This window comes from Sphingomonas sp. ID0503 (assembly GCF_048565625.1).
In the GTDB taxonomy this organism is placed as follows: domain Bacteria; phylum Pseudomonadota; class Alphaproteobacteria; order Sphingomonadales; family Sphingomonadaceae; genus JBLZUR01.
Window position 1 is genome coordinate 1,483,649 of sequence record NZ_JBLZUR010000002.1, and the last position, 21,951, is coordinate 1,505,599.

The window sequence follows — 21,951 nt, forward strand, 5'->3', positions numbered from 1 at the left end:
TGCTGTCGTGAGCGACCGCACCTTCCTCTACGACGAGCGGCGCGACCTGATCGTCTTTATCGAAGACGGCAGCACGGCCGCCCAGATCGCTGAAGAGGTCAGCCTAGAAACGGCCTACCGCATGGCCGCCGCCGACGAACTCTTCCAGGCGCTGATCGCCCTGGTCGAGGCCTTCCACAACAGAGAGGCAACCGCCCACCCGGCTCTGGTCGAACAGGCCGAGGCCGCGATCGCGCAGGCGAGGGTAGTGGTATGATCGTCGCGGTCATCGAGGGCTATCACGTCGTACTCGGCGCGCCGGCTGGGTGGACACCGGAAACCAGCGGTCCGTGCCTCGGACTTCCCATCAGGCGCGAGATGAACGGCGACATGCCTTGCATGGTCTCGGCCTGGGAACCAACCGTCGCTGAACTCGCGGCATTGCAAGCCGGCGCGAAGGTTTACCTTCGAGTGCTCGGCTCCGCGCACCCGCCGGTCATGATCTATGTGGGCGATCCGGCGGAATGACCCGCCCCGGCCCCCCGCCGCGCTGGAACGAATGGGCATGGCTCGCGCACCACGCGAACGTCATCCATGTCGAGCGCCTCCGCCGCTACCCCGATCTCGTCAAGCGCGAGGCCATGACCAATCTGGAGGCGCGGCGCGGCCTCGATCTCGCGCAGAACATCGCCCGCGAATGGCGCGCCCTCGCGCTGCTGGAGCCGATGCCCGCCGACGTCGACCGCTTCCTGCCCGGCGAGAAGGCGCAGAGCCTCGCCGCCGGCTGCGAGCGCTACGCCCGCATGGCCACCCGCAAGGGCGACGAAGCCGCCCGCGCCGCGATCCTGCTGGAAGCGAGCGAGACGCTCATCTTTCACTACCGCCAGACCGCCGCCCGCCTTGGCCCCATAGCCGCCCGCGCACAGGCAACATGGGAGGCCGCGCGCGCCGACTGGCGCACCGCCCGCCTCGCCGACGCCGAAGACGCCCGCCGCGCCGGCTGGACCTTCGCCGACCTGCCAGCCGCTGAGAGGAAAGCCGCATAGCCGTGCTCGATGTCCTCGATCTGTTCAGTGCTGCGGCTGGCGGCTGGTCGCTCGGCATGCACCGCGCTGGATATCGCACCATTGCCGCCTGTGAAGCCGTGGCTTGGCGCCGTGCGCTCTACGCCGAAAACAATCCGGGGGTGATCCTCTATGACGACGTGCGAACCCTCACAGCAGATCGACTTCGCCGCGATCTTGGACGGCTTCCGTCCATCGTTGTCGGCAGCCCCCCTTGCCAAGACATCAGCAGCGCCAACACCAAAGGCAAGGGTGTCAATGGAGAGCGGTCGGGGCTCTACTTCGAGGCGGTCCGCATCATCGGAGAAGTCCGCCCTCGTTGGTTCGCTCTTGAGAACAGCGCTAATCTCCGAACTCGCGGAGCTGACGCCGTCATCGCTGCGCTGGAGACAATCGGCTACTCCTGCTGGCCGGTCGTGGTTCGTGCTGGAGACATCGGCGCCAACCACGAGCGACCGCGATGCTGGCTCATCGGGTGCGATGTCGAGCAAGTTGCCGACCCCAATGGCTTCGGATGGCATGGCGAACGGGGCAGGGGGCGGAGCGGGCTCGACCTATCCATTCCGAATGATCCTTTCGGCTGCGCGCGCGTCAGACATGAAGGCGGGCGCGCGCGGGGACACCGGCCGCATGGGCTCTGTGCGGCATCAGCTTCAGGAACCAATGCTGCCGACACCCAGAAAGAGCGATGCATCGCATGGGCCGGAATTGACGAAGGTTCGGGGCGAGAAAACGACGGGTATGAATTTGCCGACGATGCTTCATCCGGCAGCTCACGAAACACTCCCGACCCCGACCAAGCGCGACAAGCGCATGGATGCATGGAGCCCGGCCTACGACAAACGGAAATCGCCGACGATGGACGCGGTATTGGATGGGGCGATGACGGATCGGGCACCGGACAAGTGGCAGTATGCGCGCCTGATCGCAGCGATGCTGTCGAAGGCGGGCCTCTCTGGTCCCTCGAAGACCTTGCCCATCACCTATGGCTGGATGATGGGCTTTCCGCCCGGCTGGCTGGCGCGCGCGCTGATGTCGGCGATGGCAAGGGGCAGTCTGCCGCCAGCCTCATCGTCGAAGCGTTCGGCGACGCCGTCATCCCGCAGATCCCGGAAGCAATCGGCCGCGCAATCCTGAGAACGGAGCGCGCGCTGCTCCAGGTATTTGCGCCATGAGCGCCGTGTTACACGCCGCCCCGGAAAACGCCCGTCAGGCCGATCCCGCCGATCCGCGCCACCGCACGCGCTGCGCGGAATGCGGCGTGCCGTTCGCGCCCGCACCGGGGCAGGCGGCGCAACTCTTCTGTTCGACCCCGCACCGCATCGCCTTCCACAACCGCATGGCGAAGCGAGGCAAGGCATACCTACCCGTCGCAATGGCGGCCCGGATCACGCGCGACGGCTTCCGCAGGGACAAGGCGACCGGCGCCCGCGCACGCCTCGAATGCCAGCGCATGATCCAGAACTGGATCGAGGAAGACCGCGCCGCCAACCGCATGGCTCCCGACGCCTACATGGCCTTCTGCTACCGCCACGGACTGCGCGAACGGTGAGCCGCGCCGATCCCGCCCTGATCGAGCTTGCGAAGGCGCTTGCACGCGCGGCGGCTGCACGCGAGTTTGCAGCGGCCCGAAGAAAGGAACCGCACGATGCGGACGGTCGTCTACGCCCGCTTCTCCAGTCACCTTCAAAATAGGCGTTCGATCGACGACCAGGTCCGCGTCTGCCGCGAACGTGCGGATCGCGAAGGCTGGACGATCGTCGACATCTTCACGGATTACGCGATCAGCGGTGCCGCCGGCATCGGCGAGGAGCATCGCCCCGGCCTGAACGCCTTGCTGGCCCGCGTCGAGGCCGGCGGCGTCGATCAGGTGCTGGCCGAATCGACCGATCGCATCGCGCGCCACATCGGTGACAGCCACGCCATCCGCGAACGGATCATCTACGCCGGCGCACGCCTGTTCACCCTGAACGATGGCGAGGTCAACGACATGACCGCCGCCTTCAAGGGGCTGATCGATAGCCAGTTCCGCAAAGAGCTTGCCGCTAAGATCAAGCGCGGCCAGTCCGGCACGATCGCGGACGGGCGCAGCCCCGCCGGGCTGGCCTATGGCTATCGCAAGGCGAACAGGCTCAACGGCAACGGTGAACTGATTCGCGGCTTGCGAGAGATTGACGAGGATCAAGCCGAGGTCGTCCGGTCGATCTTCCGTGACTTCGCCAACGGCCAGAGCACGCGCCAGATTGCCGAGCGGCTAAATCGGGACCGCGTGCCTTCGCCGTCCGGCGGGACGTGGCGTGCCTCGACCATTCACGGCGATCGCATCCGGCAGAACGGCATGCTTCAGAACCGGCTCTACGTCGGCGAGATTGTGCATAACCGGACGAGGAAAATCGTTGATCCGAAGACCCGCCGCACGCGGATCAAGCCCAATCCCGAATCGGAATGGATCAGCACGGCCGCCCCGGCTCTGCGCATCGTCGACGATGAGACCTGGGAACGCGTGCAGCAGCAGCGGCAGCGCTATGACGGGCAGCGGATCGACTTCTGCCGCCGGCCGAAGCACTTCCTGTCGGGGCTGGTCTACTGTGGCGTCTGCGGCGGCGGCTTCACCGTGCGTGGCGGCGGCTACTGGGGCTGCGGCCGATACGCCGACGGGCGCGGCTGCACGAACAATCGCAGCATCAAGACGGAGACGCTGGAACATCGCATCCTGAACGGTCTCGAAGGGCGGATGCTCGACCCGGAAATCGTCAGTGCCTATGTGCGGGAGTTTCACCGCGACATGGCCCGCCGCACCGCCCAGCTGCAAAAGGAACGTGCCGGATTGGAGAAGCGGCTTGCCGAGGCGACGGCCAAGGTGAACCGCCTAGTCGAGGCGATCGCGACGGGCGCGGACGAGTTCGTGGAGATCCGCGAAATTCTCGCCACGGCGCGGGCCGAGCGGACCGCCGCGACCGAAGAACTGGCGGCGATCGAGGCGATGCCGGTTATCACCCTCCACCCGAAAATCGCGGCCGACTATCGCCAGCAGGTCGCCGCACTGAGCGTGGCGCTGTCCGATGAAGTCAGCCGGGCGGAAGCCATGCCGATCGTCCGCAGCCTGATCGACCGTGTCACCTGCGTACCTGCGGAGAAGGGCAGGGGCGTCGCCATCGACTTCGAAGGCCGCCTCGCGAACATCCTAGCGCTCGCCACCGGCCAAGCCGTCACCACGGAACCACTTACGGTAATGGGTGAGCGGGTGAAGGGAATCGAACCCTCGTCGTAAGCTTGGGAAGCTTCTGCTCTACCATTGAGCTACACCCGCATGTCAGGCACTTAGCGGCAGGAAAGCTGACGATTTGCAGCCGATCCCACCGCGAAAGCCGGACAGGGCCGCACTGGCATATCGATCCCATCCGGTCAACGCTGTTGCCAAGGCCGGGCCGTCAGCCCCCGCGCCCATCCTCCGGCCACAAACGCGCCGCGCCCCGGACCCCGGAAGAGTCGCCCCATTTCGCCGGCGCGATCACCGCGCGCCATTCGTCGGCGAACACGTAGCGCTCGATCACGGCGGGCAGGCGATCGTAGAGTTCAGGCACGTTCGACATGCCGCCACCGAGGACGAACACGTCGGGGTCGATCAGGTTCGCCGCCATCGCCATCGCGCGGCCGAGGCGGTCGACGTAGAGGTCGAGCGTCTCGACGGCACCGGGTTCCCCCGCCCGCGCCGCCGTGACGATCTCGGCGGCGTCCGTGACCGCGCCCGTGCGCTCCAGATGGTCGCGGCGGATGCCGGTGCCCGACACCCACATCTCCAGGCACCCATGCTGGCCGCACCAGCAGCTCGGGCCCGGCACCTCGGCGAAGCCCGGCCAGGGGAGGGGTACATGGCCCCATTCGCCCGCGATGCCGTTGGCGCCGGTCACCGTGCGCCCGTCCACCACCACCCCGCCGCCGCAGCCCGTACCGATGATGATCGCGAACGCGGTGCGTGCGCCCGCCGCCGCACCGTCATGCGCCTCCGACAAAGCGAGGCAGTTGGCGTCGTTCTCGATCCTGACCGGCCGGCCGAGCGCCACCTCGACATCCGCCCCGAACGGCCGGCCATTCAGGAAGGTGGCGTTGGCGTTGCGCATGAGGCCGGTGCGCGGGGAGGGCGAGCCGGCGATGCCGATGCCGACACTCGCCTCGCCGCCGATCGCGGCCCCGGTCTCGCGGATGAGGCGCACCGTCTCCGCGACCGCCGCCTCATAGTTCCTGGGCGTCGGAGTCCGAACCCGGTGCAGCCATTCGCCATCCGCGCCGATCGCCGCGGTCTCGATCTTGGTGCCGCCGAAATCGATGCCGATGCGGGGGCGGGTCACGCCTTCTCGCGCTCCCGCTCATGGTGGCGGATCACCTCGTCGATGATGAAGCGGAGGAACTTCTCGGAGAAGTCGGGGTCGAGCTGGGCGTCGGCCGCGAGGCGGCGCAACCGCTCGATCTGCGCCTTTTCCCGCCCCGGATCGGCGGGAGGCAGGCCGTGCTCGGCCTTGTACTGGCCAACGGCCTTGGTGATGCGGAAGCGTTCGGCGAGCATGCAGACGAGCGCCGCGTCGATATTGTCGATGCTCTGGCGGAACCCGCCCAGCGCCTCACCGGTCATCCGTCCCTCCGCAGCCTGTTCACCCTGCTCTTGGACGCACCCGCCGCCCGCCGCAACCCCGCCAAGCTGGACAACCGCCATGCGAGCGCGCAAGGGGCGGCGCGTGACAGCCGACGTCGTGCCCCTCAACCGCACCCGCGAACCCTCGCTCGACCCGATCATGGCGCTGGTCGCCACCGACATGAACCGGGTCAACCAGGTCATCCTCGACCGGATGCAGAGCGAGATTCCGCTCATACCCGAGCTTGCCGGTTACCTGATCGCCGGCGGCGGCAAGCGGATGCGGCCGATGCTGACGCTCGCCTGCGCGGCGTTGCTCGACTATCAGGGCAGCCGCCACCACAAGCTCGCCGCCGCGGTAGAGTTCATCCACACCGCGACCCTCCTCCACGACGATGTGGTCGACGGATCGGGCCTGCGCCGGGGCAAGCGGACCGCCAACGTGATCTGGGGCAATCCGGCGAGCGTGCTGGTCGGCGATTTCCTGTTCTCCCGCTCGTTCGAGCTGATGGTCGAGGACGGGTCGCTCCGCGTGCTCAAGATCCTGTCGAGCGCGTCGGCGGTGATCGCCGAGGGGGAGGTCAACCAGCTTTCCGCCCAGCGCCGGATCGAGACCGACGAGCAGACCTATCTCGACATCATCTCGGCCAAGACCGCAGCGCTCTTCGCCGCCGCCTGCCGCATCGCAGGCGTCGTCGCCGAGCGGGAGCCCGATGTGGAGCAGGCGCTCGACGCCTATGGCCGCAACCTCGGCATCGCCTTCCAACTGGTCGACGATGCGATCGACTATCTGTCGGATGGCAAGACGATGGGCAAGGACACCGGCGACGACTTCCGCGACGGCAAGGTGACGCTGCCCGTCATCCTCGCCAACGCCCGTGGCGACGAGGCGGAGCGCAAGTTCTGGCGCGACGCGATGCACGGGCGGCGTGTGTCGGACGAGGACTTGGACTATGCGACCGGCCTGCTCCGCTCGACCGGCGCGATCGACGACACGCTCGCCCGCGCCCGCCACTACGGCCAGCGCGCGATCGACGCCCTCGGCAGCTTCCCCGCGAACCGCGCCAAGGCGGCGCTGATCGAGGCCGTCGACTTCGCAGTGGCGCGGGCTTACTAGAACCTAGAGCCGTCCCTTGAATGTGCTCCTGCGAAAGCAGGAGCCTGAGACGAACCGGTCGCTTGGGCTCCTGCCTTCGCAGGAGCACGGGCCGGTTGCTAAATCACCTCACCCGCTCGATCAGGGCCATCGCCGCGGCCGGATTGCGGACCTTGGCGCCTGAGATGAAGTAGGCGAAGACGTCGCCGCGCTCCGCCCAGGCGCGGGTCTGGGCGGAGAACCCGTCGAGTTCGCTGTCTGTGACACCGGCCGCCAATTCCTCCCGGCTCGACATCAGCCGCGCATAGGTGAAGTCGGCGGTGGCCGCGTCGATCAGCGGCCAGCCCGGTTCCTCATCGTCCAGCCCGTAGACGATGGCGCAGCCGTACTTGCCCGCGAGGTCGATGAACTGAGGGCAATCGAAGCTCTGGTTGCGGACCTCCAGCGCATGCCGGAGCTTCAGGCCGTCCCGCTCCTTCGGCAGCAGCTTCAGGAAGCCTTCGAAGTCCTCGGCGTCGAACTTTTTGGTTCCCATGAACTGCCAGTTGATCGGCCCCAGCTTGTCGCCGAGCTCCGTCATGCCCTGACCCAGGAACTTCTCGATCGACTCGGCCGCACCCGCCAGTTCCTTGCGGTTGGTGCAGAACCGGCTCGCCTTCACCGAGAAGACGAATCCTTCCGGCGTCTCGTCCCGCCACTTGCGCCAACTGTCCGGCTTGAAGGTCGAGTAATACGTGCCGTTGATCTCGATCGAAGTCAGGCGCTCGGCGGCGTAGGACAGCTCCTTCTTCTGAGTCAGCCCCTCGGGGTAGAAGACGCCGCGCCACGGCTCGAAGGTCCAGCCGCCGATGCCGATGCGGATCGTGCCTGCCATTCGCCGCTCCTCTTGCCTAAGGGGAGGGCGTGACCGAACGCCTGCCCATCCACGACGTGCTGCCTGCCCTGCTGGACGTGCTCCGGCAAGAGTCCTCGGCCGTGCTCGTGGCGCCACCCGGCGCGGGCAAAACGACGGCGGTCGCCCCTGCGCTGCTCGGCGAGGAATGGTGCAGCGGCGAGATTCTGCTGCTCTCCCCCCGTCGCCTCGCCGCCCGCGCTGCGGCGGAACGGATGGCGGCGCTGGCAGGCGAGCCGGTCGGCCGGACCTTCGGCTACGCCACCCGCATGGACAGCAAGCGGTCGGCCACGACGCGTGTGACGGTGCTGACCGAGGGTATCTTCCGCAACCGCATCCAGGCCGATCCCGAACTTGCCGGCGTCTCCGCCGTGCTGTTCGACGAGGTTCACGAACGCAGCCTCGATAGCGACTTCGGCCTGGCTTTGGCCCTCGACGCGCAGGTGGCGCTCCGCCCCGACCTCCGCCTGCTCGCCATGTCGGCGACCCTGGACGGTGCGCGCTTCTCCCGCCTGATGGACGGCGCGCCGGTGATCGAGAGCGAGGGCAGGGCACATCCCCTCGACCTCCGCCATATCGGCCGGCGGGCGGAGGCGCGGATCGAGGACGAGATGGCGGCCGCCATCCGGCGCGCGGTGGAAGAGGAAGAGGGCGGCATCCTCGCTTTCCTGCCCGGCGTGGCCGAGATCGAGCGCACCGCCGACCGCCTTACCGGCCTGCCATCGCAGGTCGAGGTCCACCGCCTGCACGGGACGCTCGACCCGACGGAGCAGCGTGCCGCGATCGCCGCCGCCCCGCCCGGCAAGCGCAAGGTGGTGCTGGCAACCTCGATCGCTGAGACCAGCCTGACCCTCGACGGGGTCCGCGTGGTGGTGGACTCCGGCCTCGCCCGTCGTCCGCGCTACGATCGCGGCGCCGGCATGACCCGGCTCGTGACCGAGCGGGTCAGCCAGGCCGCCGCTGCCCAGCGGGCCGGCCGTGCGGGGCGGCAGGCGCCCGGTGTGGCCTATCGCCTGTGGGAGGCCGCCGCGACGGCGGGCCTGCCGCCCTACGATCCGCCCGAGATCCTGGAGGCGGACCTGTCGGCGCTGGTGCTCGATTGCGCGCTCTGGGGGGTGACGGACCCGGCGAGCCTGCGCTGGCTCGATCCGCCACCCGCGCCTGCGGTCGCGGAGGCACGCAAGCGCCTCGCTGCATTGGACGCGATCGATGCCGACGGGCGTGTCACGACGCATGGTCGCGCTATCGCCGCTTTGCCGGTCGCGCCGCGCATCGGGCATATGCTGGTGCGCGGCGGGGAATTGGGCTTGGGCGGGGTGGCCGGGGAGGTCGCCGTCCTGCTTGGCGAACGGGGCCTTGGCGGCGACAGTGCCGATCTCGCCCAGCGCATCGAGCGCTGGCGTCGCGAGAAGGGCAGGCGCGCCGATGCGGCGAGGGCACTGGCGCGCCGGCTTGCTCCATCGGGCGTGAGCGGCGGCGGGGAGTATGCCATCGCCACCTGCATCGCCCTGGCGTTTCCGGATCGGATCGCGCGGCGGCGCGACTCGTCGGGCGAGAACTGGGCATCGACCGGCGGGCGCGGGTTCCGCCTCGATCCGCTGTCGCCGCTCGCCCGCGCCGAATGGCTCGCCGTGGCCGAGACGCAAGGGGCCGCCTCCGGCGCGCGCATCCTCTCCGCCGCCGCGATCGACCTCGTCACGATCGAGGCGCTCTTCGCGGACCGGATCGAAGCGCGCCGCGAGGTGCGTTTCGATCCCGCTACCGGCGGCATCACCGCGACGCGCGAGCGCCGCCTGGGTGCGCTGAAGCTGGGCGGCGGCCCGGATAACGCGCCCGACAAGGCAGCGATCGCTGCCGCCTTGCTGGAGGGGGTGCGCCAGGGCGGGCTCTCGCTGCTTCCCTGGCCGGACGCTGCCGAGGCGCTGCGAACCCGCGCGCGCTATGCCGGCCTGGATCTCCTGTCAGACGATGCGCTGCTTGCGGATCTGGACGACTGGCTCCCGCCGCTGCTGGAGGGACGGCGCCGCTTGTCCGTCATTCCCGCTCACGATCTGCTGCAGGCGCTGGAGAGCCGCCTCGGCTGGGACGGCAGGCAGCAGGTCGATCGGGTCGCCCCGGCGGAATTCGTCACGCCGCTCGGGACTCGCCACGCCATCGACTATGCGGCCGAGGGCGGACCCGCCGTCGAACTGCGCGTGCAGGCGCTGTTCGGCCTTGCCGTCCACCCGGTCGTCGGGGAGGGCAGGGTGCCGCTGGTCCTCCGCCTTACGTCTCCTGCGGGCCGCCCGATCCAGACCACCCGCGACTTGCCCGGCTTCTGGTCGGGCAGCTGGGCGGCCGTCGCCAAGGAGATGCGCGGTCGCTATCCGAGGCATCCGTGGCCGGACGATCCCGCAGCCGCCGATCCGACCCTCCGGACCAAGCGCGCGCAGGCGCGGTCTTGACGGGGACGTGCTCTGGCGGCAGGTCGCGGGCACTCATTCCAGAGAGGCCTCCATGCCCACGGCGCGCATCTACCAGCGGATCAAAAGCTCCATGCAGTCGGGCAAGGCCCAGGTCGGCAGCTGGGTGCTGGAACATGAGCCGACCGAGGCGAAGCGCGCCGATCCGCTGACCGGATGGGCGGGTTCGGGCGACACCAACGGCCAAATCCGCCTGACCTTTCCGACGCTCGACAAGGCGGTGGAATACGCTCGTGCGCAGGGCATGGCGTACCATGTCGTGCCGGCCGGCGAGAAGGTGCTGAAGATCCAGGCCTATGCCGACAATTTCTCCGGCGTGGCGATCGACTGACGGCTGAACCGGCGCCGCTCAGCCCTCGTAGCGGAGTAGCGTCAGGCGCGCCTTTCCGAACTGGCGCTCGGCGTCGATGGTGAAGCCGGGGACGTCGATCTCCTCGGTCCGTGCGGTCTCGATGCTCGCCCAGGCTCCCGATGCAACCCCGCCGCGATGGGCGAGGTGGGAGAGGGCGCGCTGCCCCAGACCGGTATTGTAGGGCGGATCGATCAGGATGAGGTCGAGCGGGCGGGTGCTGGCGAAGCGCTCGGCCGCAAGCTGGCGGATGTCGGGCGAGAGCCCCAGCCGGCTCGCATTGGCCTTGATCGCGGCGAGGGCGGCGCTGTCCTGTTCGACGAAGACGCAATCCGCAGCACCCCGCGACAACGCCTCCAGCCCGAGCGCGCCCGAGCCGGCGAAGAGGTCGGCGGCATGCAACCCCTCGAAGCTGCCGAGGCGGCTGGTCAGCATGGAGAACAGCGCCTCGCGGACGCGGTCGGCGGTGGGGCGGGTGGTGGCACCCGCCGGGGCGACGAGCGGGCGGCCACGGTAGAGCCCGGCGATTATGCGCATCAAATCCTCCCTGAGCTTGCTCGGGGAGGGGGACCGCCGCCGAAGGCGGTGGTGGGGGAGTAGAGGCGCAGAGGGCGGTTACACCGCCGCCCCTCCACCATGCTGCGCATGGTCCCCCTCCCCAAGCATCGCTTAGGGAGGATCATTTGAGTGTCTTCCGGAACACCACGAGATCGTGCTGGCGGATCTCATCCACCGCGCCGACCGGCAGGTCCTCCAGCGCGAAGGGGCCGTAGCTGGTGCGGATCAGGCGGCTGACCTGCAGGCCGAGGAACTCGAGGACGCGGCGCACCTCCCGGTTCTTGCCTTCGGTCAGGCGCATCTCGACCCAGCCGTTGCGACCGGTGCGCCGTTCGAGGTTGGCGTCGATCGAGCCGTAGCGCACGCCCTCGATCTCGACACCGTGGATAAGGTCCTCCAGCTGTTCCTGGCTTACCGAACCGAACACGCGGGCGCGGTAGGTGCGCTCGACGCCGGTCGAGGGAAGTTCCAGCTGGCGCTTCAGCTCGCCGTCCGTGGTGAGGAGGAGCAGGCCCTCGGTATTCAGATCGAGGCGCCCCACCGGCATGACGCGCGGCAGGTCCTTCGGCAGCTTGTCGTAGATCGTCGGCCGGCCCTTCGGATCCCGCTCGGTGGTGAGCAGGGCGGTCGGCTTGTGGAAACGGAACAGGCGGGCGGGGGCGGGCGCCTTCACCTCGTTGCCGTCGACCGTGACGCCGTGAAGCGAGGTCAGCAGCGTCGCCGGCGTGTCGAGGACCGTGCCGTTCAGCGCGATCCGCCCTTCGGCGATCATCCGCTCAATCTCACGCCGCGAGGCTATGCCCGCCCGCGCGAGCAGCTTGGCGATGCGCTCCGGCGCGCCCTTCGGCTTGGGCGCGGCGACGGTGCGGGGCGGGGCGGCGGAGCGGCCCGGGCCGCGCCGGGGCCGATCGCCAGGGGGCTTCTGACCGGGAGGTCGGGAGAGGGGAGGCTTGGACATCCGCCCTGTCCTAGCGATTTCCGTCGGAGAGCGGGAGTGGGAGAGCGTAGGGCGGTCCTATTGGCTCGGAAGCGCCGTTTCGCGTCGTTTGCGCGACGTTACAGATAAGTTACAGATTATGCGCGATATGGATGGAACCGGACCAAGGGACGCGCGTTGGCGCATGCAGTTTGATATGGATCAAGGAAGCGGCTGTTTGCCCGAGACCATGAGCACGCCGCAATCAAGCTCGCGTTTCGAGCTGCTGGTCCAGAGTGTCACCGATTACGCCATCTACATGCTGGACGCCGACGGGATCGTGGCCAGTTGGAACGCGGGCGCGGAGCGGTTCAAGGGATACCGGCAGAGCGAGATCCTGGGTCAGCACTTCTCCCGCTTCTACACCGACGAGGACAAGGCGGCCGGTCTGCCCGCCCGTGCGCTGAAGACCGCGCGCGAGGAAGGGCGCTTCGAGGCGGACGGATGGCGCGTGCGCAAGGATGGATCGCGTTTCTGGGCGAACGTCGTGATCGACCCGATCTGGGAGAACGGTGGGCTGGTCGGCTACGCTAAGGTGACGCGCGACCGCACGGACAGGCGCCTGGCCGAGCAGGCGCTCCGCCGCAGCGAGGAACGCTTCAGGCTGCTCGTGCAATCGGTAACCGACTACGCGATCTACATGCTGGACCCGTCCGGCGTGGTGATCAGCTGGAACCCTGGTGCGCAGCGCGCCAAGGGCTATGTGCCGGAAGAGATCGTCGGCGACCATTTCTCCCGCTTCTACACCGACGAGGACCGCGCTTCCGGCATGCCCGAGCTGGCGCTCCGCGCGGCGCGCGAGGCCGGGCGCTTCGAGGCGGAGGGCTGGCGCGTCAGGCGCGACGGAACCCAGTTCTGGGCGAATGTCGTCATCGACGCGGTCTACGACGACGACGGGGAGCTGATCGGCTTCGCCAAGATCACGCGCGACCTGACCGAACGGCGGGAGTCGCAGCAGGCGCTCGAACAGGCCCGCGAGGCCTTCTTCCAGTCGCAGAAGATGGACGCGATCGGCAAGCTGACCGGCGGCGTCGCCCACGATTTCAACAACCTGCTGGCCGCCATCATCGGCAGCCTCGACCTCGCCAAGCGCCACGCGGCGAAGGGCAACGATGCCACCCGTTTCCTCGACAACGCGATGAAGGCGGCGGAGCGCGGCGCGACGCTGACCCAGCGCATGCTGGCCTTTGCGCGGCGCCAGGAACTGAAGCTGGAGACGGTCGATCCTGTCGCACTGGTCCGTGGCATGGCCAGCCTGCTGGAACGGACGCTGGGCAATGGGGTGTCGGTCGAAACGCGCTTCCCCTTGTCGATCCGGGCGGTCAGCGTCGATCCGGCACAGCTGGAACTCGCCGTGCTCAACCTGGCGGTAAACGGGCGAGACGCCAGTCCCGCCGGCGGCCGCATCATCATCTCCGCGAACGAGGACAGGATGCCGGTGCTGCGCGACGGGGTCGCGGCGCCGATCGATTGCGTGTGCATCTCCGTCATCGATCATGGCGAGGGGATGGACGCGGCGACGCTCGAGCGGGCGATGGAGCCTTTCTTTACGACCAAGGGCGTGGGCCGGGGCACAGGCCTGGGCCTGTCGATGGTGCATGGCTTCGCCGAGCAATGCGGTGGCCGGCTGGTGCTCAAGAGCGATCCCGGTGTCGGCACGACCGCTCAATTGTGGCTGCCCGTGGCCGTCGATCAGACGGTCACCGACAAGCTCGCGGAAATCGCGTTCGTGGCGCCCGATGTGCCGCCGATGACCATCCTGGCGGTCGACGACGATCCGCTGGTCCTGACCAACACCGCCGCCATGCTGGAGGATCTCGGCCATCGGGTCGTGCGCGCCACCTCAGGCGCAGAGGCGCTGGAACGGCTGGGCGAAGGCGCGGTCGACATGATCGTCACCGATTATGCCATGCCGGATATGACCGGCGCCCAACTGGCCGATGCCGTCCGCGCGGTCTGGCCCGACAAGCCGGTCGTGCTGGTCTCGGGCTTTGCCGAACTGCCTGACGGCGCGATGCCGCAGGTGCGAAAGCTCGCCAAGCCGTTCCTCGAAAGCGAACTGGCGCTCGCGGTGGCCGACGCCGCGCCGGGCGCGCGGGCAGCCCGGAAGGTCGTGAGGCTGCGGCCGCGCTGACCTGCCCGATTACTCGGCGGCGATCATGCTCCTGAGCGCGTCCGGGAAATCGGCGCTCCAGCTGTACCAGTCATGTCCACCCGCGAGTTCGTTCAGGCTGACGCGGTAACCTTTCGCGGCAAGGGCGTCGCGCAGGATGCGGCTGTTTTCGAGGATACCGATCGGCGCACCGCCTTCCATCTGGCCGGCCGAGAGGTGCCAGCGGACGTCCTGCTTCGGCGTGTCGGCAATGCGTGCGGAGACGCCGTTCGTGCCCGCGCCCGCGTTCCACCAGAATGAGCCGGATTGCGCGATGACCCCGCCGAAGCGTTCCGGCCGGTCGAGCACGGCGCAGGCGGAAGCCAGCCCGCCGAGGCTGACGCCGGTGAGGATGCGACGCTTCGGAGGAATGTCGGCGCCATGCTTCGCCGCCCAGGGCAGCAGCTCGTCCGCCACCATCGCCGCGTTTGCGGGCAGGCACATCAGTTCCTTCATGCGGTCGGCACTATTGACGAAGAGGGCGGCGATCGGCGGGATCACGCGGTCGGCGATCATCGCGTCGAGCACGACCGGGAGCTTGTGGCGGGTGAGATAGCCTTCCCCGTCAAAAGCGATCAGCAGCCATCGAGGTCGAGCGCTGCCCGGCGGCATGTAGAGCCTGACCGTCCGCGCGCTGGCGAGCGCCTTGCTGGAAAGCACGGCGCTGGTGACCTTGCCGTGCGGCACGTCCGCGCGCGGATCGCGGTAGGGAAGGGGCGGTGCATCGGGAAGGTCGAGGGTGGACGCCTCTTCCCAATCGCCTTGCAGCCAGAAATGCGGGTTAAGCGGATCGCGGCGCGACGCCGCCTCCGTATCGGTCCAGCCGCTGCTCTTCGGGTCGACGAGGAAGCGGTAGGACATGCGCGTGCCCGCCGGCACCACTACCGTGCGCGTGCGCAGGTTGCTTCCGGGGATCGGCACCAACACGTTGCTGCCCTGCGGCAGGAAGGAGGGCCAGCGCAGCGAGACGGCTTTTTCCTTCGCGTCGCGCCAGACGAACGTCACTTCCGCCCCGCCGCTGGGCAGCATGTCGACGAGAGGCGCGCCCTCCGTGGCGAGGCGCCGCTCGATCTCGGCGGGATCGGTCGGGGCGGCACCGGCGGGAAGCGCCACAAACGACGCCGTCATCCCGGCAAAGGCCGGGATCGCTCGACACCAGAGCGCCCACCATGTCCGGAACGATCCCCGCCTCCGCCGGGATGGCGATCGACCGCGTGTCATGCGCCGGGATCGATCTCCAGCCCCGCCTTGCCGGCTGCCGGCGTGTGCGAGGGGGCGGGGAGTGGCTCGGCCTCGATCGGCTCCAGCACCTCCAGCGCCCCCTCCCATTTCGCTACCACGAGGCTCGCCACCGCATTGCCGACGACGTTGGTCGCCGAACGGCCCATGTCGAGGAAGTGATCGACCGCGAGAATCAGCAGCAGCCCCGCCTCCGGAATGTCGAAGAAGGCGAGGGTGGCCGCGATCACGACAAGGCTGGCGCGCGGAACTCCCGCGATCCCCTTCGACGTCACCATCAGGATCAGGAGCATGGTGATCTCCTGCTGAAGGGTCAGTTCGATGCCATAGGCCTGCGCGATGAACACTGTCGCGAAGGTGCAGTACATCATCGAGCCGTCGAGGTTGAACGAATAGCCGAGCGGCAGGACGAAGCTGGCGATGCGACGCGGCACGCCGACGCGGTCGAGCGCCTCCAGCGTGCGCGGGAACGCCGCCTCCGACGAGGCGGTCGAAAAGGCGAGGATGGCCGGCGCGCGGACATAGGCCGGGAGCAGGCGCCCGCGTTTGCCGGCGATGAGGATGCCCGCGCCGAACAGCACGCACCAGAGCAGCACCATCGCCGCGTAGAAGCCGCCGAGGAAATAGCCGAAGGTGGCGAGGATGCCAGCACCCTGGACGGCTACCGCGCTGGTCACCGCCGCGAACACCGCGATCGGCGCGAGGCGCATGACGTAGTCGGTGATCTGGAGCATGATCTGCGCCAGCGCCTCGGTGCCGCGCAGCACGGGTGCCGCCTTCTCGCCGACAGCGGTCAGCGCCACGCCGAAGAAGCAGGAGAAGACGACGATCTGCAGGATCTCGTTCTTCGCCATCGCCTCGATGAACGACTTCGGCACGAGATGGCCGATGAAGTCGTGGAGGTTGAACGTGCCGCGATCGACTCCGCTCGCCGCCGTCGCGTCTGGCAGCGGCAGGTTCAGGCCGACGCCCGGCTCAAGCAAATTGACCATGATGAGGCCGAGGGTCAGCGATACCGCGCTCGCCGCTACGAACCAGCCGAGCGAGCGCAGGCCGATCCGTCCGAGCGCCGCCGTGTCCCCCATATGCCCGATGCCCGAGACCAAGGTCGCGAAGACCAAAGGCGCGATGATCATTTTGATCAGGTTCAGGAACAGCGTGGTCAGGATCGAAAAGCCATCCGCGATCGTTGCGAGGGCGGCAGGATCGGCTACGGTCCAGTTGAGCACCAGGCCGAGGGCGATGCCGGCGACGAGCGCGGCGGCGATGAACAGGGTCAGGCGTTTCGCCACGTCGGGCTCCGGCAGGGAATGATGGTTGGGAGGTTCACGATCGTGACGGCCGGGTCAAGCGGAGGCGCTGTCTAGATGCTGTTCGGCAAGGCGGCCCCGATCCTGAAGCGCGTCCTGATCGTCGAGGACGAACCCCTCGTTGCGTTCGACAACGAGCATTTCCTCACCGGCGAAGGGCACGAGGTGGTCGCGACGGTGGACACCGAGGCGGAGGCGCTGCGCATTTTGCACGCACAAAGCGGGGGCGACCCGATCGACCTCGTCCTCGCCGACGTGCGGCTTCACGCTGGCAGCGGCATCGAAGTCGCCCGCGCCGCCGGAAAGACCGGCGTGCCCGTGATCTTCGTCACCGGCGAATGCCCGATCGACGCGCGGGCGCTGGCGGTCGGATGCCTCGCCAAGCCCTATGCGCAGCGCGACCTGGCCGACGCGATCGCCGCGGCGGGGGCGAAGCTGAAGGGCAAGAAAGTGAAGCGGGTGCCGGGCGGGTTCCGGCTGTTCTGAGATGAGGAAGCCGCAGCGTCTCACAGCGTGGGTTCTTGTCGGGCTTGCGTTTACGGGACACGCTTTTGCCGCCGAGGGCCCGCCGGCATCTGGCACCATATCCGTCGACGTGTCATCGGGCGAGCCGCTGCCCCTGTCCACGCGGTCGGCGTTCAGCGAGGCGGCGAGCGGGGCATTGGCCGCGCGCGGCTTCACGGTTCTGGAGGGGGTCGGCCACGCGCGCTACACCGCGACGATCATGCTGAGCCGGGATCAGGCGGGCACCACGACGGTGAAGGTCCCGGCCGAGCGGTCCAGCTTCGGCGGGGGAGGTGTCGGCGTGGGCGCGAACATCACTGTTCCCCTGCCTTCGACGAAGCGGAAGCTGGTGCCCGTGCAGCAGACCCAGCTTGAACTTCGGATCAGCGAACGCGACCGGGCGGACCCTGTCTGGCGCGGAACAGCAGTGGCGGTGCGGGCCGCGGGCACCAAGGACGGGAGCGATCCGGCAGTGGCCGCCGACCTGATCGAAGCCGTCTTGCGCATCTATCCGGCGCAGACCGATGCCGTGGCGAGTGTTCCTTAAGGGTGAATGCCGCCGCCTCAGGCGAGGAGAGCGGCTTCGCGGTCGATCTGGGCGCGCATCCGGATGCGGAGGTCGGCGGAGGCGGCGCAGTAGCCGGGCCAGTCTGCCTTGATCGCCTGGACCGTCCAGCGGCCGATATGGCCGGCCGAGATCATCCGCGCCTGTTGCAGATCAGTCCAAAGCGTTTCGAGGTGAGCGCGTTGTTCCGCGGAAGCGGCGACGCGATTGCGCCGGACGATTTCGTCTACCAGCGCAGTCCGGCGGCGGCTGGCCTGGGTCAGCTTCATGCGGACAGAGGTCAATCCGGCGATGTCGGGCAGGGGGCGGGCCGTCTCCGCCTCGATCGCATCGATCAGCCGGCGCAGTTCCGCATGAGCGGCAGCGAGGTCGGCGGGGTGGCTGTTCGCTTCCATCCGCGCCCTGATAGCCGGCGAAGGTAACCAACCGGTTTCCTGCTCCGATCCGTTCAGCCTTCCAGCAGCTTCCTTCGGAACAATCGCCTCACGAGCCAGTCTTCGAGGATGCGGCCGACCAGGTAGAGCGAGGCGAAGATCGCGGCGAAGACATAGGCCGGGGTGGTCGCGTGCTTCTCCTTCTTCTCCTCGTCCTTCTTTTTCTTCTTGTCCTTGTCGGGTTTCTCGGGGGCGGGAGCGCCGAGGAACTTGTCGATCGGGCTCTGCGGCAGGACGACGTCCTTCTTGTCCTTTTCCGTCTTCGACTTCGCGGCCTCGGCAGCCGGCTTGTCGAGCTTGTTCAGGACGGTCGCGAACTGCGCGAAGGCGAGGAACATGAAGGGCGCGAGAAAGCAGAACAGCAACATGCGGCTGAAGAGATCGTAGCGCAGGACTGTGCCCGTCGCGCCCGGCTCGACGCGCAGGGTGCCGCCGTCGAAGACCGACATTCGGTCCTGCGGGGCCTGATTGTCCTTGCGGAAGGTGAGCGTGTCGCCGGCGCGCTCATGGCTGGTGCCCCTTTCCCGGAACAGCGGTTCGAGCCGGGAGAGCGCTTCGTCACCCGACTGATCGGGCGCTAGCGGCATGTTGCCTCTGACATGCCAGATCCAGTCGATGAAGCGCAGGTTCACGGGATCTCCGGAGAAGAAGGCGCGCGGCGGCGCGGGCCGAGCGGCGAGGCTCATGCCCGGAACACCGGTGTGCAAAGGAGTGGGAGGGTGGGTGCGGGGCGACGCGGCCCCGTCACTCCGCCGGAACCGCGACGGGATCGCCGCCGAGGCGGGTGCGGGCGAGCCGCTCCTTCAGCGACTTCCAACCCTCGGTGAACGGATAGACCATCGTCTCGCGAATGGTCATGCGGCGGCCGCCCTCCATGCCGAGCAGCTCCGCCTCGCCATCGACGCAGGTGCCGAACATGCGGTCGATGATGATCCAGGTGCCGGAGTAGTTGCTGCGGCTCGCCTCGAAATCCTGCGAATGGTGGACGCTGTGATGTTCGGTGGTGTTGAAGAGGAAGCGCCACCAGCGCGGCGTGTTGAAGCGGACGTTGATGTGCTGGTAGATGCTGACCGCAAGGCCGAGCGTGCCGGCGAGCAGGAAGGCACGGGGCAGGAAGTCGAAGAAGCCGCCGATGCCGAGCCCGATCAGGAACAGCTCGATCGGATTACCGACCGCGCCCTTGTTGACGTTCAGCTGGGTTATGTAGTGGTGCGGCGCATGGGTCAGCCACAGGGGGTGCCAGTTGTGCATGCCGCGGTGCATCCAATACTGGCCGAAGTCGAAGATGAACGAGATCAGGAAGGCCTGGAGCAGCAGGGGGAGGGCCAGGAACCAGCCGAACTTCTCCCAACTGAAGAGGTGCTGGACACCCTCGATCATGACACCGTCGCCGATATAGCTGTCGGCCATGCGGAGGATCGTATAGCCGAGCCCGACATAGAAGAGGTCGGTGACCAGCTCTTTCCAGGTCAGCCGCCAGCTGTCGAAGCGCGGGTTCACCCATTCGAGCGCCATCAGCAACAGCTTGAACCCGATGCCAATGCCGATCGCGGTCGACGCCTTCGCGATGGAGTTCGGCGCGTAGTACCAGAACAGCACCAGTGCGAAGAACGTCGCCGGCTGAAACCAGGTGAAGACGAAGCGCTTGATGGGACCGCCCTCGACGCGAGGCACGTTCTCCCACCCGACGGCTACGGGTGCCTGCGATCCGATGACACGCTTACCGACGCGAACTCCGGTCATAACGCCCCCTGACGTTGAGTGGTTCTGTCATTCCAGTAACACCAATGGAGCAGATCGTAATACGACTCCGCCCAGCCTGTCTATACGCAAGTGCAGCATTCCGGCCGGGATTTGGCAGAAAATGTCAGATTTGTTGCGCCAGAAGCAGGATGACCCAGCTTCGCAGGGGCGGGTTGGCGAATGCGGCCTTTCCGAGTCGGGCCAAGCCGCTACAAACGGAACATGACCGACACGCCCGCTTCCGCCGATCACCCCCGATCGCTTGCCGCCGCGATCCGGCCCTATGTCGAGCCGGCCCCGCTCGCCTCGCTGTTCCTCGGCATCTCGTCCGGCTTTCCATATGCGATGATCGGCGCGACGCTGACGACGCGCCTGGCGCAGGATGGGATCGATAAGAAGGCGGTGACCGCCTTCACGCTCGCCTTCCTCGTCTACAACCTGAAGTTCCTCTGGGCCTGGGTGATCGACGGGGTGCGCCTGCCGGTGATCGGACGGCTGGGGCAGCGTGTGTCGTGGATGCTGGTGGTCGGCCTGCTGGTGATCGCCGCCGTCGCGAACCTTGCGCTGGTCGACCCGTCGGCAAGCCTGCAGGCGACGGCGGTGGCGGCGGTGCTGGTCGGTGCGGCGGGTGCCACGTACGACATCGTCATCGACGCCTATCGCATCGAACTTCTCGAGCCGCGCCAGCTGGGGCCGGGATCGGGCATGACGCAATATGGCTGGCGGATCGGCGCGGCGGCGGCGGCGACGCTCGCGCTGGTCTTGTCCGGGCGGTACGGCTGGACGGTCGGTTACCTCGCCTGCGCGGGCTTCGCGCTGCCGGCGATGGTGACGGCCTTGGTGATGGGCGAGCCTGCGCGGCATCGCGAGCCAGCCGGTAGGCGGACGTTGGCGACGGTCCTCGCGTCCATCACGGGGCCGCTGGTCGAGTTCTTCCGGCGGCGCGGCGCGGTGCTCGTGCTGGTCTTCATCCTCGTCCACAAGGTCGGCGACACGCTCGCCAACCTGACCTTCCGCCTGCTGTTCAACGATCTCGGTTTCACCAACGATGAGGTGGCACTGTACGATGTGGGCGTCGGCTTCTGGGCGCTGCTGGCCGGTGTGTTCGTCGGCGGTGTGCTCTACGCCCGGCTAGGGATGAAGCGGTCGGTGCTGATCAGCCTCATCCTGATGGCCATCTCCAACTTCAGCTTCGCGGGCCTGGCGGCGGCGGGGCACTCGAACCTCGGCATGGCGGGCTCGATCGGGTTCGAGAACTTCGCCAGCGGCATCGGCGGCGTGACGGTGACGGCCTATTTCGCCGCCCTGACCGACCTGCGCTTCACCGCCTCTCAATATGCGCTGATCTCGGCCGCCGCGAGCATCGTCGGACGGTTCCTGACCGGCACCACCGCAGGGGGGCTTATCGAAGGGTTCGGCTATGTCTCCTTCTACCTCCTCACCACCGTGATCGCGTTGCCGGGCATCGCGATCTTCTGGTGGATGATGCGCACCGGCCTCGTCGACCAGGCGATGGGGACGGCGGGGGAGGTCGAGGCTTAGGTGCGGGTCAGCGGCTTGCCGAGATCGGTATAGGCCTGACCCAAAGCCTGCGCGCTGGTGACGGCGCCTAGGCAGTCGAACGTGCCGAGCACGCTTGCCATCTCGGTATGCGCGGCGCGCACGTCTGCGGGCGAGATCGCGATGATGCGCATCAGCTTCGCCTCCGCCTCGGTCATCCGCATGCAGCAGCACGGCGCGACGTGGATGGTCTGCGCGGAGGCGCGGGCGAGTTCGGTCATCAGTGCGCGCAGCAGTATCTGCGGCCGGCGATAGCTCATCCCGAACAGGCCGATGAGCGCGTTGGACGCATGGGCGTCGTTCAGCCCCTCCAGCGCCATGCGGCGGATCGCGAAGAGCAGCACCGCATCCGCCCGGCCCATCGGCGCGGCGGTACGGGGGAGGAGGGCTTCGGCGGTGTGTTCGGTCATGCGACTCTCCGGCATCCTTGTGGAGCGG

The 21,951-nt window shown here is 68.0% G+C and carries 24 protein-coding genes and 1 tRNA gene; 13 read left to right on the top strand and 12 right to left on the bottom strand.

Annotated features, from left to right (window positions below):
• Positions 1 to 7 precede the first annotated feature (7 nt).
• From ACM608_RS08205 to ACM608_RS08230, 6 genes are all read left to right on the top strand, one after another.
• A complete protein-coding gene (locus tag ACM608_RS08205) occupies positions 8 to 256 on the top strand; it encodes a hypothetical protein (RefSeq protein WP_419682737.1) in 249 nt (82 codons plus the stop codon).
• Complete coding sequence (locus ACM608_RS08210; RefSeq protein ID WP_419682738.1) at positions 253 to 507, top strand: hypothetical protein; 255 nt, start codon at positions 253 to 255, stop codon at positions 505 to 507. Before ACM608_RS08205 ends, ACM608_RS08210 begins: the two co-directional genes overlap by 4 nt.
• Complete coding sequence (locus ACM608_RS08215) at positions 504 to 1,025, top strand: hypothetical protein (protein ID WP_419682739.1); 522 nt, start codon at positions 504 to 506, stop codon at positions 1,023 to 1,025. Before ACM608_RS08210 ends, ACM608_RS08215 begins: the two co-directional genes overlap by 4 nt.
• A 2-nt stretch (positions 1,026 to 1,027) precedes the next feature.
• Positions 1,028 to 2,218: a DNA cytosine methyltransferase gene (locus ACM608_RS08220; protein WP_419682740.1), complete on the top strand. Its 1,191-nt coding sequence runs from the start codon at positions 1,028 to 1,030 to the stop codon at positions 2,216 to 2,218.
• Positions 2,215 to 2,595 carry a hypothetical protein gene (locus ACM608_RS08225; protein ID WP_419682741.1) on the top strand — a complete coding sequence of 127 codons (381 nt, stop codon included), beginning with the start codon at positions 2,215 to 2,217 and terminating at the stop codon, positions 2,593 to 2,595. Before ACM608_RS08220 ends, ACM608_RS08225 begins: the two co-directional genes overlap by 4 nt.
• 96 nt (positions 2,596 to 2,691) lie before the next feature.
• Complete coding sequence (locus ACM608_RS08230; protein WP_419682742.1) at positions 2,692 to 4,314, top strand: recombinase family protein; 1,623 nt, start codon at positions 2,692 to 2,694, stop codon at positions 4,312 to 4,314.
• Here ACM608_RS08230 and ACM608_RS08235 read toward each other — a convergent pair.
• The 3 genes from ACM608_RS08235 to ACM608_RS08245 form a co-directional block, all read right to left on the bottom strand.
• Positions 4,283 to 4,353: transfer RNA gene (locus tag ACM608_RS08235), tRNA-Gly, on the bottom strand. The genes ACM608_RS08230 and ACM608_RS08235 overlap by 32 nt on opposite strands.
• Positions 4,354 to 4,474: 121 nt before the next feature.
• Positions 4,475 to 5,392 carry an ROK family protein gene (locus ACM608_RS08240; RefSeq protein ID WP_419682743.1) on the bottom strand — a complete coding sequence of 306 codons (918 nt, stop codon included), beginning with the start codon at positions 5,390 to 5,392 and terminating at the stop codon, positions 4,475 to 4,477.
• Positions 5,389 to 5,673 (bottom strand): chorismate mutase, encoded by a 285-nt coding sequence (locus tag ACM608_RS08245; protein WP_419685139.1) that lies wholly within the window; start codon positions 5,671 to 5,673, stop codon positions 5,389 to 5,391. The genes ACM608_RS08240 and ACM608_RS08245 overlap by 4 nt, the downstream gene beginning before the upstream one ends.
• A 79-nt stretch (positions 5,674 to 5,752) precedes the next feature.
• On the opposite strand from ACM608_RS08245, the gene ACM608_RS08250 reads away from it, so the two are divergent.
• Positions 5,753 to 6,790, top strand: coding sequence for a polyprenyl synthetase family protein (locus ACM608_RS08250; protein ID WP_419682744.1), 1,038 nt, complete (start codon positions 5,753 to 5,755; stop codon positions 6,788 to 6,790).
• Positions 6,791 to 6,893: 103 nt separating this feature from the next.
• On the opposite strand, the gene ACM608_RS08255 is transcribed toward ACM608_RS08250, so the two are convergent.
• Positions 6,894 to 7,643 carry a DUF72 domain-containing protein gene (locus ACM608_RS08255; protein ID WP_419682745.1) on the bottom strand — a complete coding sequence of 250 codons (750 nt, stop codon included), beginning with the start codon at positions 7,641 to 7,643 and terminating at the stop codon, positions 6,894 to 6,896.
• Between the two features lie 29 nt (positions 7,644 to 7,672).
• Here ACM608_RS08255 and hrpB point away from each other — a divergent pair, with 29 nt between their 5' ends.
• A complete protein-coding gene (gene hrpB / locus ACM608_RS08260; RefSeq protein ID WP_419682746.1) occupies positions 7,673 to 10,105 on the top strand; it encodes an ATP-dependent helicase HrpB in 2,433 nt (810 codons plus the stop codon).
• A gap of 52 nt (positions 10,106 to 10,157) precedes the next feature.
• Entirely contained in the window at positions 10,158 to 10,454 is a 297-nt protein-coding gene (locus ACM608_RS08265) for an ETC complex I subunit (RefSeq protein ID WP_419682747.1), read from the top strand.
• Positions 10,455 to 10,472: 18 nt separating this feature from the next.
• On the opposite strand, the gene rsmD is transcribed toward ACM608_RS08265, so the two are convergent.
• Entirely contained in the window at positions 10,473 to 11,009 is a 537-nt protein-coding gene (gene rsmD, locus ACM608_RS08270) for a 16S rRNA (guanine(966)-N(2))-methyltransferase RsmD (protein ID WP_419682748.1), read from the bottom strand.
• A 142-nt stretch (positions 11,010 to 11,151) separates the two neighbouring features.
• Positions 11,152 to 11,988, bottom strand: coding sequence for a pseudouridine synthase (locus ACM608_RS08275; RefSeq protein WP_419682749.1), 837 nt, complete (start codon positions 11,986 to 11,988; stop codon positions 11,152 to 11,154).
• A gap of 196 nt (positions 11,989 to 12,184) precedes the next feature.
• Here ACM608_RS08275 and ACM608_RS08280 point away from each other — a divergent pair, with 196 nt between their 5' ends.
• Complete coding sequence (locus tag ACM608_RS08280) at positions 12,185 to 14,140, top strand: PAS domain S-box protein (RefSeq protein ID WP_419682750.1); 1,956 nt, start codon at positions 12,185 to 12,187, stop codon at positions 14,138 to 14,140.
• 9 nt (positions 14,141 to 14,149) lie between these two features.
• Here ACM608_RS08280 and ACM608_RS08285 read toward each other — a convergent pair whose 3' ends face one another.
• Together ACM608_RS08285 and ACM608_RS08290 are read right to left on the bottom strand one after the other, a co-directional pair.
• Positions 14,150 to 15,286, bottom strand: a complete 1,137-nt coding sequence (locus ACM608_RS08285) for an alpha/beta hydrolase-fold protein (protein ID WP_419682751.1) — start codon at positions 15,284 to 15,286, stop codon at positions 14,150 to 14,152.
• Positions 15,287 to 15,375: 89 nt separating this feature from the next.
• Positions 15,376 to 16,689, bottom strand: coding sequence for a dicarboxylate/amino acid:cation symporter (locus ACM608_RS08290; protein ID WP_419682752.1), 1,314 nt, complete (start codon positions 16,687 to 16,689; stop codon positions 15,376 to 15,378).
• Positions 16,690 to 16,764: 75 nt separating this feature from the next.
• Between ACM608_RS08290 and ACM608_RS08295 the strand changes: the two genes are divergently transcribed.
• Positions 16,765 to 17,193, top strand: a complete 429-nt coding sequence (locus tag ACM608_RS08295; protein ID WP_419682753.1) for a response regulator — start codon at positions 16,765 to 16,767, stop codon at positions 17,191 to 17,193.
• A gap of 109 nt (positions 17,194 to 17,302) precedes the next feature.
• Positions 17,303 to 17,758: a hypothetical protein gene (locus ACM608_RS08300; protein WP_419682754.1), complete on the top strand. Its 456-nt coding sequence runs from the start codon at positions 17,303 to 17,305 to the stop codon at positions 17,756 to 17,758.
• A 17-nt stretch (positions 17,759 to 17,775) separates the two neighbouring features.
• Here ACM608_RS08300 and ACM608_RS08305 read toward each other — a convergent pair whose 3' ends face one another.
• The 3 genes from ACM608_RS08305 to ACM608_RS08315 are packed head-to-tail and all read right to left on the bottom strand — an operon-like array spanning position 17,776 to position 19,953.
• Positions 17,776 to 18,171, bottom strand: coding sequence for a hypothetical protein (locus ACM608_RS08305; RefSeq protein WP_419682755.1), 396 nt, complete (start codon positions 18,169 to 18,171; stop codon positions 17,776 to 17,778).
• A 53-nt stretch (positions 18,172 to 18,224) separates the two neighbouring features.
• On the bottom strand, positions 18,225 to 18,896 hold the full coding sequence (locus ACM608_RS08310; RefSeq protein WP_419682756.1) for a hypothetical protein: 672 nt from the start codon (positions 18,894 to 18,896) through the stop codon (positions 18,225 to 18,227).
• 58 nt (positions 18,897 to 18,954) lie between these two features.
• On the bottom strand, positions 18,955 to 19,953 hold the full coding sequence (locus ACM608_RS08315; protein ID WP_419682757.1) for a sterol desaturase family protein: 999 nt from the start codon (positions 19,951 to 19,953) through the stop codon (positions 18,955 to 18,957).
• 222 nt (positions 19,954 to 20,175) lie between these two features.
• On the opposite strand from ACM608_RS08315, the gene ACM608_RS08320 reads away from it, so the two are divergent.
• Positions 20,176 to 21,495, top strand: a complete 1,320-nt coding sequence (locus tag ACM608_RS08320) for an AmpG family muropeptide MFS transporter (protein WP_419682758.1) — start codon at positions 20,176 to 20,178, stop codon at positions 21,493 to 21,495.
• Here ACM608_RS08320 and ACM608_RS08325 read toward each other — a convergent pair.
• On the bottom strand, positions 21,492 to 21,923 hold the full coding sequence (locus ACM608_RS08325; protein ID WP_419682759.1) for a DUF6628 family protein: 432 nt from the start codon (positions 21,921 to 21,923) through the stop codon (positions 21,492 to 21,494). The two genes, ACM608_RS08320 and ACM608_RS08325, sit on opposite strands and share 4 nt — an antisense overlap.
• Positions 21,924 to 21,951: the final 28 nt, after the last annotated feature.